Here is an 11,633-nt window from a genome sequence, read left to right as displayed (position 1 = left end):
TGCTCCTTGGCCCCCGGGCGCCGCACCCGCGGCGTTACCGGGCCTTCAGCTGCTCTTGCGCACGCGCAGGTACCACTCGCAGAGCAGGCGCACCTGCTTGGGCGTGTAGCCCTTGTCCACCATGCGGGTGACGAAGTCTTCGTGCTTGCGGGCCTCTTCGGCGCTGGCCTTGGCGTTGAAGCTGATCACGGGCAGCAGCTCTTCGGTGTTCGAGAACATCTTCTTCTCGATCACCAGGCGCAGTTTTTCGTAGCTGGTCCAGCTGGGGTTCTTGCCCTGGTTGTTGGCCCGGGCGCGCAGCACGAAGTTGACGATCTCGTTGCGGAAGTCCTTGGGGTTGGCGATGCCTGCGGGCTTCTCGATCTTTTCCAGCTCGGCGTTGAGTGCGCTGCGGTCGAAGACCTCGCCGGTGTCGGTGTCGCGGTACTCGTTGTCCTGGATCCAGTAGTCCGCATACGTGACGTAGCGGTCGAAGATGTTCTGGCCGTACTCGCTGTAGCTCTCCAGATACGCGGTCTGGATCTCCTTGCCGATGAATTCGGCGTAGCGCGGCGACAAAAACTCCTTGATGTAGCCGGTGTATTTGGTCTCCAGCTCGGCGGGGAACTGCTCACGCTCGATCTGCTGCTCCAGCACATACATGAGATGCACCGGGTTGGCCGCTACCTCGGCGCTGTCGAAGTTGAACACCTTCGAGAGAATCTTGAACGCAAAGCGCGTGGAGATGCCGGTCATGCCTTCGTCCACGCCGGCGTAGTCGCGGTATTCCTGGTAGCTCTTGGCGCGCGGGTCGGTGTCTTTCAGGCTCTCGCCGTCGTACACCTGCATCTTGCTGAAGATGCTGGAGTTCTCGGGCTCCTTCAGGCGTGTGAGGATGGCGAACTGCGACATCATCTTGAGCGTGCCGGGCGCGCACACGGCGTTGCCCAGCGACGACTCGCGGATGAGCTTTTCGTAGATGCGGGTTTCCTCGCTCACGCGCAGGCAGTACGGCACCTTGACGATGTAAATGCGGTCGAGAAACGCCTCGTTGTTCTTGTTGTTGCGAAAGGCCTTCCACTCGCTCTCATTGCTGTGGGCCAGCACCACGCCATCGAACGGAATCGCGCCAAAGCCTTCGGTGCCTTTGTAGTTGCCTTCCTGCGTGGCCGTGAGCAGCGGGTGCAGCACCTTGATGGGCGCCTTGAACATTTCCACAAATTCGAGCAACCCTTGGTTGGCCAGGCACAGACCACCGCTGTAGCTGTAGGCGTCGGTGTCGTCCTGCGCAAAGCTTTCCAGCTTGCGGATGTCGACCTTGCCCACCAGGCTGGAGATGTCCTGGTTGTTCTCGTCACCCGGCTCGGTCTTGGCGATGCCCACCTGCTTCAGGATGCTGGGGTAGCGCTTGACGACGCGGAACTGGCGGATATCGCCACCGTATTCTTCCAGCCGCTTCACGGCCCAGGGCGACAGCACGCGCTGCAGGTAGCGCCGGGGGATGCCGAACTGCTCTTCCAGCACGGGGCCGTCCTCCATCGCATCGAACAGGCCGAGCGGCGACTCATTGACCGGCGAGCCCTTGAGCGCATAGAAGGGCACCTTCTGCATGAGGTATTTGAGCCGCTCTGCGATGGAGCTTTTTCCGCCACCCACGGGGCCCAGCAGATACAGGATCTGCTTGCGTTCTTCGAGCCCCTGCGCAGCATGGCGGAAGAAGCTCACCACCTGCTCGATGGCATCTTCCATGCCATAGAACTCTGAAAACGCGGGGTAACGCTTGATGACCTTGTTGGCGAAGATGCGCGACAGGCGCGGGTCATTGCGCGTGTCCACCATCTCGGGCTCGCCGATGGCAGCCAGCATGCGCTGCGCAGCGGTGGCATACGCCATCGGGTCGCGCTTGCACTCGGCAAGGTACTCGTCGACGGACATTTCTTCTTCGCGGCCACGGGCGTAGCGCGCGGCGAAATTGCTGATGGCATCCATACGGCCTCCTGTGAGGGCATGGCCTGTGGGGCGCAGGCCGTGCCACGGGGTTGCACGGGAATTCGCTAACCGGCTTGGCTCTTTTTAGCACCACACACTGCGCTTGAACAGCGAATTCGTGGAGCCATCCGTTGCCTTTTCGGCGCATTGCACACACACCGGTAGAGCGTGGCACACTGCGCAAGTTCACCCCGAAATTGTTTCGCGTGCCCATGAATACCCTGACAACCGGGGCCGATTTTTGGGGTGCCTGCACCCATGCCTGCCCGCGTTGCGCGGGGCGTTGGGCAAGGCCTACAACGGTGGCTCGCCCACGCCTTCGCCCCGGTACAGCCAGGGCACATCCAGCACACGCTCGCCCAACAGGCGCAGCGACCAGTCCCGCCCCCAGCGCACCAGGCCCGTGGCATGAAAGACGCGCCCGTTGCGCACGGACCGGGCCTGCACGCGCGCGTTGCGCTGCCAGCGGTTGAGGGCATAGCGCCTCAGTTGCAGCGGCACCTCCAGATCGTGCATGGAGAGCGCGCGCTGCAGCTCCACCGCATCTTCAATGGCCATGCCCGCACCCTGTGCGAGATAGGGACGCATGGGGTGGGCCGCATCGCCCAGCAGGGCCACCAGGCCCCGGGCCATGTCGTCGGCGCTGCGCAGCGGGGGGCGGTCGCACAGCGGCCACAGGCGCCAGCCCGTACCACCCGCCTCACCGACGTCACCCACGTTGCGCACCAGGTCCTGCAGCGCGGTGCAGGTGCCCTGCAGCGCGTGGTCCAGCCCCTGGGCCTGTGCGGCATGGTCCCAGTCTTCCAGATCGCTGGGCACAGGCCCCTGCACGATGACCACCAGGTTCAGCAGCTCGCCCCGGCGCACGGGGTATTGCACGGCGTGCAGGCGCGGCCCCAGCCAGGCGGTGACCTGCGCGGTGCGCAGCGCGGCGGGCAGCGCCTGCTGCGGCACCAGCGCACGGTAGGCCAGGTGGCCGGTCACACGCGGCGCTGCCGCGCCCAGCAACTGGCTGCGCGTGCGGCTCCACAGGCCGTCCGCGCCGATGAGCGCGTCGCTCTCCACGGCCTTGCCCCGGCGGGTGCGCACGGTCACCACGCCGTCGGCATCGTCAAAGGCGTCGATGGCTTCGTCCAGATGAAGCTGGGTGGGGGTGGCCTGCTGGACGGCCGCATGCAGCAGGCCGTGCAGGTCCGCACGGTGGAGGGTGGCGTAGGCCGCGCCATAGCGCTCCACCGCCGTGGCGCCCAGCGCCAGCCGGGCCAGCTCCTGGCCGCTCACGGCGCTGCGCACCCGCAGGCTGTCCGGGAAGGCGGCCACCGCCTCCAGCGCGCCCTGCAGGCCCCACGCCTGCAGGCAGCGCACCACGTTCGGCCCGGCCTGCACGCCCGCCCCCACCTCGCTGAAGGCCGCCGCGCGCTCGAACAGCCGCACGTCCCAGCCGGCCTTCGATGCCGCAAGCGCCGCCGCCAAACCGCCAATGCCGCCCCCGGCCACCACCACCTGCTTTCTCATCGCCAGGCTGCTCCCTCATGCGAGAAACACGCCCGCTCGAAGGGCTGCAGCAACATCACGAAGGCGGGAGTGTGGAAGGCACAGGTCATGCGGCCATTGTGCGCCGCGCAGGCCGGCATGCGGGCCCGGCCGCCCCGGCCCGCGCAGCCGGTGGGGGTCATAGCGCTGGCCGCAGCGCGCGCTCCAGCACCTCGGGCGGCATGGGCCGGCCGAACAGGTAGCCCTGAAACGACTTGCAGCCGTGGCGCTGCAGAAACTCCAGCTGCCCTGTGGTTTCCACCCCTTCGGCCACCACAGCCAGGTCCAGGCTGTCGGCCAGGGCCAGGATGGTGCGCACGATGGCCGCATCGTTGGGGTCGGTCTGCAGGTCGCGCACAAAGCCCTGGTCGATCTTGAGCTGGTCCAGCGGCAGGCGCTTGAGATAGCTCAGGCTCGAATAGCCGGTGCCAAAGTCGTCCAGCGAGAAGCCCACGCCAAAGCGGCGCAGGTATTCCATGCGCGCAATGATGTCCTCCACGTCGGCCAGCAACAGGCTCTCGGTCAGCTCCAGCTTCAGCCGCTCGGGGTTGGCACCACTGGCATTCAGCGCACCCAGCACCTGCTCCACAAAATCGGGCTGGCGAAACTGCCGCACGCTCACGTTCACCGACAGGAAGAACTGCCGCGTGAGCGCGCTGTGCGACCAGGCCACCAGCTGGGCGCAGGCCGCCTCCAGCACCCACTGCCCCAGGGGCAGGATCAGGCCGGTCTGCTCGGCCAGCGGAATGAATTCGGCCGGCGACACCAGGCCCCGGCGTGGATGCTGCCAGCGCACCAGCGCCTCTGCGCCCTGCAGACGGCCCATTCCGTCGACCACGGGCTGGTAGTACAGCACCAGCTCGCCCTGCTGCAGGCCCCGGCGCAGGTCGGCCTCCAGCGCCGCGCGGTGGGTGGCGGCGGCCTGCATGTCAGGGTCAAAAAAGCGCTGGGTGTTGCGGCCCGCAGCCTTGGCCTGGTACATGGCCAGGTCGGCGTGCTTGAGCAGTTCGTCCACCGAGTGCGCCTGCACGCCAAACAGCGCGATGCCGATGCTGGGCGTGCTGTGGTGGCTGGTGTCGCCCAGCACATAGGGCTTGCCCAGGGAGTTGGCGATGTGGCTGGCCACCAGCGCGGCCTCGGCACTGGCATGGTGGGCATCCTCGCTCAGGCCCTCCACCAGCACCACGAATTCGTCGCCACCGAAGCGGGCCACGGTGTCGACCTCGCGCACGCAGCCCTTGAGGCGCTGCGCGGCCTGCACCAGCAACTGGTCGCCGGTATCGTGGCCCAGGGTGTCGTTCAGGTCCTTGAAGTTGTCGAGGTCGATGAACAGCAGCGCACCTTGCGCGTTGCTGCGCTGCACAGCCGCCAGCGCACGCTGCAGCCGGTCGACCAGCAGGCGGCGGTTGGGCAGGCCGGTGAGCGCGTCGTAAAACGCCAGTTGCTCGATCTGGCTTTCCACCCGCTTGCGCTCGGTGATGTCGCGGCCCACGCCCCGGTAGCCGCGCAGGGCGCCGTCGCTGCCAAACACGGGCACGCCGCTGACGGAAATCCAGTGCATGCTGCCGTCCGGGCGCTGGCGCTGCAGCTCCAGGTCGCGAAACGGCTGCTGCGCCTGCAGCACGGCGCGGTGTGCGGCCCAGTCGGTGTCGCTCATGTTGAGCGCGCCAATCTCCCAGCGCGTGCGGCCCATCACGCTGGACAGCGGGATGCCGTTGACGCTCAGGTCGCCAGCCAACTGCACGAAGCGGCCCTCGGCGTCGTGCTCCCAGTACCAGTCGGACGACAGGTCGGACAGCGAGCGGAACCGCGCCTCGCTTTCGCGCAGCTCGTTCTCCACGCGCACATAGTCGCTCACGTCGGTGAAGGTGCGCACCAGTCCCCCATCGGGCAGCGGCGATGTGCGCACCTCGAAGGTACGCCCGTCGCGCGTGGTGCGCCAGTACACGGCCGGGGCCGCATCCCTGGCGCCGCCCGCCACGTAGCCATGACCGCGCCGGTCCACCAGGCTGTAACCCTCGCCGAAGTCGCCGCGTTCGGCCTGCACGCTCGTCAGGTCGGCCAGCGTGGGGCGGGCGGCCATCAGCGATTCCGGCAGGTTCAGTAGCTCCAGCACGCGTTCGTTGTAGACCGTGATGCGCCCGTCGGGCCCGGTCTTGAAGATGCCCTGGCTCATGCTGGCCAGCGTGGCCTGCAAGGCCGAGCGCTGCTCCTGCAGCATGGTCAGCGCCTCCTGCCAGATGCGGGCGTCCACCATGCGCACGGGCTGGCCCTTGCCGTTGCCGCTGCTCTGGATGAGGGCCGCCAGGCGATGCAGCAGCTCGCCGAGATGGGCCACGCCGTCGGGCTCCGTGTCGCGCAGCACGTAGTCTCCGAGCCCGCAGCGGAAGGCGCGTGCTGCCAGGGCTTCCTGGGCGGCATCGATGCACATCAGCACGGGGCAACCGGCGCACAGCTCCAGCAGGCTGGGCAGCTCGTGCACCGTGGGACGCAGGCACAGCACCACGGCGGCCCACGACTGCGAGGCCAGGGGCGCCAGCGCGGTCTCCGGGGTGGGGCTGTTCACCACCCGCCAGTCGGGGTGGCGCGCGGCCATCATCCGGCGGGCGGCGGCGGCATGCTGGGTGTCGCTGTCCACCCAGAGGATGCCGGTGCCGTTCACGCCGCGTCCCCCGCGCCGCCCGGGGCGGGCGCGGCCGCCCGGGCCTGCGGGGTGCCATGGGTCGAAGCCGGTGCAACGGCCGGGTGGCCCAGGTCGTGTTCGCGCACGAACATCTCGATGGAGCTGGGCCGCCCGAACAGATACCCCTGGAACCCCTCGCACCCGTGCAGCCGGAGGAACCCCAGCTGCCCCGTGGTCTCCACCCCTTCGGCCACCACCTCCAGGTCCAGGCTCTTGGCCAGCGCCAATATCGTGCGCACGATCGCCGCGTCGTTCGGGTCCGTCAGCACGTCCCGCACGAAGCTCTGGTCGATCTTCACCTGGTCCAGCGGCAGCCGCTTGAGGTAGGACAGGCTGGAGTAGCCGGTGCCGAAGTCATCGAGCGCAAACCCCACCCCTTCGCTCTTGAGCTGCACCATGCGCGCGATGGTGTCTTCCACGTCGCCCAAGAGCAGGCTTTCGGTGAGTTCGAGCTTGAGTTTTTTCGGGTCGGCGTTGTGGCTGCGTAGCGCGTGCAGCACTTCGGCCACGAAGCCGGGCTGGCGGAATTGCCGGGCGCTGACGTTGACGGCGATGGACAGGTGGGCGGTGCTTTTGTGCTGGCCCCAGCGCGCGAGCTGTTCGCAGGCGGTCTGCAGCACGTATTGGCCCAGGGGCAGGATGAGGCCGGTCTGCTCGGCCAGGGGGATGAATGCTGCGGGGCTGATCATGCCGCGCTGGGGGTGGCGCCAGCGCACGAGGGCTTCGGCGCCCAGCAGCTGGGCGTGGTGGTCGACCACGGGCTGGTAGTGCACGAGCAGTTCGCCCCGGGCCAGGCCCTGGCGCAGGTCGGCTTCGAGGTTGGAGCGGGCGTTGACGGCGGCCTGCATGTCGGGGTCGAAGAATCTCTGGGTGTTGCGCCCTGCGGCTTTGGCCTGGTACATGGCCAGGTCTGCGCGTTTGAGGAGTTCGTCGACGGTGAGGCGGGTGTCGCCAAAGAGGGCGATGCCGATGCTGGGGGTGCTGTAGTGCTGGCCGCCGTCGAGTTCGAAGGGCTGGTTCAGGCTGGCCAGGAGTTTTTCTGCGACGGTTTCGGCCTGGCCGGCGGCGTCCTGCAGTTCGCTGCTGAGGTTGTCGAGCATGACGACGAATTCGTCGCCGCCAAAGCGCGCGACGGTGTCGGCCTCGCGCACGCTGCCCACCAGGCGGGCGGCCACCTGCGACAAAAGCTGGTCGCCCATGTCGTGGCCCAGGGTGTCGTTGAGGTCTTTGAAGTTGTCGAGGTCGATGAACAGCAGGGCGCCCTGGTTGCGGGTGCGCTGGCAGGCGGCGATGGAGCGCTGCAGGCGATCGAGCAGCAGGCGGCGGTTGGGCAGGCCGGTCAGGGCGTCGTAGAAGGCCAGGCGTTCGATCTCTTGCTCTGCACGCTTGCGGTCGGTGATGTCCATGGTGAACCCGTGCGACACCACCGAGCCGTCCGCCTCGCGGTGCGGGATCGCATTGGTCATGTGCCAGCGGGTGCTGCCGTCGGGCATGCGCACGCGGTATTCGCACTGCCAGGGCACCAGCTTGCGCACCGAGTTGATGGCCGAGCGCTGGACCTGGGGCAGGTCTTCGGGCTCCACCCGGTGCATGAGCACGCCATGGTCGGCCGTGACCTCGTGCGGCTCCACCCCCATGAACTCGCGCACGGCATCGCTGATGTACTGCACGCTGGTGCCGCCATCGGCGTGCAGGCGGTATTCGTAGATGAAACCCGGGATGCGGCTGGCGATGCGCTGGATGAACAGCAGCTGCTCGCGCAGCTGCTCGGCAGCGCGGTGCTCCTCGGTCACGTCCTGCACCACGCCCATGACCACCTGCACCCCGTCGCGCGGCAGCGTGCGCTGCACGCGCGAGCGCATCCAGCGCACCTCGCCATCGGGGCGCCGCCAGCGGTATTCCACATCCGCCCCATGGCCCCGCTGGCGCACGCGTTCGAACGCGGCGCGGTCTTCGGGCAGGATGCCGCTCACGGCGCGCTCGGGGTCCACCCATTCCTGCTGCTCGAAGCCAGCGATGTGGCACAGCCCGGGCGACCACAGCAGCACGGTCTCGCCCGGGTCTTCAATGCGCCGCCAGTGGCCGGCGCGGGCCAGACTCTCCATGGTGTTGAACACGTCGGTCTGCTCGCGCAGCTCGCGCCGCGCTTCTTCCAGCGCGCGTTCGGAGGTGTTCAAGGCCGCACGCAGTGTTTCGGCCTCGGTCGCGTCGCGCACCGTCACCACGATGCAATCGGGGGTGACACGGCGGGCCGACAGGTCCCACGCCACCAAGAGGCGGCCCGGCTCGCGCACCACCTGTCGGCATTCCAGCGGCGCACCCAGGTGCACCACGCCCTGCAGCTGCTCCACCAGCGACGTGTGGGCCAGTTGGTCGAACACCTCGCTGGCCAGCGCGCCGGGCGTGCGCACCGCGCCCAGGCCGGGCATGCGCCGCGCCGCACCGTTGGCGGCCAGCAACTGCAGCTGGCCCTGCTGCAGCCGAAACTCCATCAACGCCACCGGCAGGGCATCGACGAGGGCTTGCAGGCGCGCCTGCGCCAAGGGCTCAATGAGTCCCTCGCCCTCGGGAGCGAGGAGGTCGGCCAACAGTTCGGAGGAAATCACAGCTGCCCTGAAACCTTGGAATCCATGGGGTTGGGAGAGACGCCTTCACAACACAGGACGGCGCCTGCCATTGGCACCAGCTGCCAGCATACAGCCAAGAATATGTCCAAACGTAACAAAGCCGTGTAACCAGGGCCGCATGGACCCAGGGGAAACCCGATGACCGAACTGCTAAAGTCCTCGCCTCATTTTTGAGAAGCGCCCTGCATGTCCGACACGTTTGAGCATCACACGCCCATGATGGCCCAGTACCTCGCCCTCAAGGCGGGGCACCCCGAGACGCTGCTCTTCTACCGCATGGGCGACTTCTACGAGGTCTTCTGGAAGGACGCCGAGAAGGCCGCGCGCCTGCTGGACATCACGCTCACGCAGCGGGGCCAGTCGGGCGGGCAGCCGGTGGTGATGGCGGGCGTGCCCTTCCATGCGCTCGAGAACTACCTCGCACGCCTGATCAAGATGGGCGAGTCGGTGGCCATTGCCGAGCAGGTGGGCGAGGTGGGCGCCACCAAGGGGCCCGTGGAGCGCAAGGTGGTGCGCGTGGTCACGCCCGGCACGCTGACCGACACCGAACTGCTGTCCGACAAATCCGAATCGCTTTTGATGGCGGTGCACCAGGCGCCGCGCGCGCGCTGCGGCCTGGCCTGGCTGAGCGTGACGCAGGGCCGCGTGTTTCTGGCCGAATGCGCCCATGACGAACTCGGCGGCTGGCTGGCCCGCGTGGCGCCCAGCGAGCTGATCTACAGCGCCGGTGTGACCGACCGCTTCGAGCAGCAGCTGCAGGTGCTGCGCCAGGGCGGCGCCTTCCACTGCCCGATGAGCCCCAGGCCCGACTGGCAGTTCGACAGCGCCCTGGGCGAGCGCAAGCTGCTCGAAAACCTGGGCGCGGCCAGCCTGCAGGCCTGGGGCGCGCAGGACCTGGGCGAGGCGCACGCCGCCGCCGCCGGGCTGCTGGCGTATGCCGAACACACGCAGGGCCGCACGCTCACGCACGTGCACAGCGTGCAGGTGCAGCGCGGCGACGACCTGATCGACCTGCCCGCCACCACGCGCCGCAACCTCGAACTCGTCAAGACCCTGCGCGGCGACGATGCGCCCACCCTGTTCTCGCTGCTCGACACCTGCATGACCGGCATGGGCAGCCGCCTGCTCAAGACCTGGCTGCTGGAGCCGCGCCGCGACCGCACCGAGGCGCGCCAGCGCCTGTCGGCCACCACCGCCTTGCGGGGCGCGGGGGGTGCGGGCGGCGGCAGCGGCCCCTGGGCCACGCTGCGCGGCGAACTCAAGGGCGTGAGCGATGTGGAACGCATCACGGCGCGCATCGCGCTGCGCCAGGTGCGCCCGCGCGAGCTGGTGGCGCTGTGCAAGACGCTACAAAAATCAGAGCTATTAGCGCTTTCTGCGCAAGCGCCAGAGCCGTTTTTGGCTGAAATTTTTACCAACCTGCACCCGCCCGAGGGCTGCACCGCCCTGCTGTGCGCCGCCATTGCCGAAGAGCCCGCCGCCCTGGTGCGCGACGGCGGCGTGATCGCCAATGGCTTCGACACCGAGCTGGACGAGCTGCGCGCCATCCAGACGAACTGCGACGACTTCCTGCTGGAGCTGGAAACCCGCGAGAAGGCGCGCACCGGCATTCCCAACCTGCGCGTGCAGTTCAACAAGGTGCATGGCTTCTACATCGAGGTGACGAGCAGCCACGCCACCAAGGTGCCCGACGACTACCGCCGCCGCCAGACGCTGAAGAACGCCGAGCGCTTCATCACGCCCGAGCTCAAGGCCTTCGAGGACAAGGCCCTGTCGGCCAGCGAGCGCGCCCTGGCGCGCGAGAAGTGGCTGTACGAGCAGATCCTCGACCAGCTGCAGCCCCACGTGCCGCAACTCACGCGCCTGGCCCAGGCGCTCGCCACGCTCGACGTGCTGTGCACGCTGGCCGAGCGCTCGCTCACCCTGAACTGGTGCGCACCGCAGTTTGTGCCCGAGCCCTGCATCGAGATCGAAGGCGGCCGCCACCCGGTGGTGGAGGCGCGGCTGGCCGAGACATCGAGTGGCAGCTTCATCGCCAACCACACGCGGCTGAACGCCAACACGCGCATGCAGGTCATCACCGGCCCCAACATGGGCGGTAAGTCGACCTACATGCGCCAGGTGGCGCTGATCGTGCTGCTGGCCAGCATGGGCAGCCACGTGCCCGCCGCCAGCTGCCGCCTGGGGCCCATCGACGCCGTCCACACGCGCATCGGCGCAGCCGACGACCTGGCCAACGCGCAGTCGACCTTCATGCTGGAGATGACCGAGGCCGCGCAAATACTGCACGCCGCCACGCCGCACAGCCTGGTGCTGATGGACGAGATCGGCCGGGGCACCAGCACGTTCGACGGCCTGGCGCTGGCCAGCGGCATCGCCACGCACCTGCACGACAAGACCCGCGCCTTCGTGCTGTTCGCCACCCACTACTTCGAGCTGACCGAGCTGCCCGCCCGGGCGCGGCACGCCATCAACATGCACGTGAGCGCCGCCGAGAGCGGCACCGACATCGTCTTCTTGCACGAAATCCAGCCCGGCCCGGCCAGCCGCAGCTATGGCATCCAGGTGGCCAAGCTGGCGGGCATGCCCTCGCCCGTGCTGCACCACGCGCGCCACGCGCTCGCCGCCCTGGAAGAGCGCGCTGGCGAGGACGACCTGCAGGTGGACCTGTTTGCAGCGCCCCCGGCGCCAGAGGGCGCAGGCGCCAGCCCGCTCGAAGCCGCCCTGTCCGCCATCCACCCCGACCAGCTCAGCCCGCGCGAAGCGCTGGATGCGCTGTACCAGCTCAAGAAGATGGTGTCAGAGGGCTGACGGGCGTCGGG

5 protein-coding genes are annotated in these 11,633 nt (G+C 68.2%); 1 reads left to right on the top strand and 4 read right to left on the bottom strand.

Annotated elements, in window-relative coordinates; translation table 11 throughout:
* Positions 1–45: 45 nt before the first annotated feature.
* The 4 genes from ACOQFS_RS06180 to ACOQFS_RS06165 all read right to left on the bottom strand — a co-directional run bounded on the left by ACOQFS_RS06180 (position 46) and on the right by ACOQFS_RS06165 (position 8,790).
* Positions 46–1,968: a PrkA family serine protein kinase gene (locus ACOQFS_RS06180; RefSeq protein ID WP_421562022.1), complete on the bottom strand. Its 1,923-nt coding sequence runs from the start codon at positions 1,966–1,968 to the stop codon at positions 46–48.
* A 294-nt stretch (positions 1,969–2,262) separates the two neighbouring features.
* Positions 2,263–3,483: an FAD-dependent monooxygenase gene (locus ACOQFS_RS06175; protein ID WP_421562021.1), complete on the bottom strand. Its 1,221-nt coding sequence runs from the start codon at positions 3,481–3,483 to the stop codon at positions 2,263–2,265.
* A 157-nt stretch (positions 3,484–3,640) separates the two neighbouring features.
* Positions 3,641–6,163, bottom strand: coding sequence for a putative bifunctional diguanylate cyclase/phosphodiesterase (locus ACOQFS_RS06170; RefSeq protein WP_421562020.1), 2,523 nt, complete (start codon positions 6,161–6,163; stop codon positions 3,641–3,643).
* Positions 6,160–8,790: an EAL domain-containing protein gene (locus ACOQFS_RS06165; RefSeq protein ID WP_421562019.1), complete on the bottom strand. Its 2,631-nt coding sequence runs from the start codon at positions 8,788–8,790 to the stop codon at positions 6,160–6,162. The genes ACOQFS_RS06170 and ACOQFS_RS06165 overlap by 4 nt, the downstream gene beginning before the upstream one ends.
* 207 nt (positions 8,791–8,997) lie before the next feature.
* Here ACOQFS_RS06165 and mutS point away from each other — a divergent pair, with 207 nt between their 5' ends.
* The gene (gene mutS, locus ACOQFS_RS06160; protein WP_421562018.1) at positions 8,998–11,622 is read left to right on the top strand and encodes a DNA mismatch repair protein MutS; all 2,625 of its coding nucleotides are present in this window, start codon (positions 8,998–9,000) and stop codon (positions 11,620–11,622) included.
* Positions 11,623–11,633: the final 11 nt, after the last annotated feature.

It is taken from the genome of Paracidovorax sp. MALMAid1276, from assembly GCF_049198005.1.
In the GTDB taxonomy this organism is placed as follows: Bacteria; Pseudomonadota; Gammaproteobacteria; order Burkholderiales; family Burkholderiaceae_C; genus Acidovorax.
The sequence above is the reverse complement of the archived record's forward strand: the minus strand, read 5'-3'. Positions and strand labels throughout refer to the sequence as shown.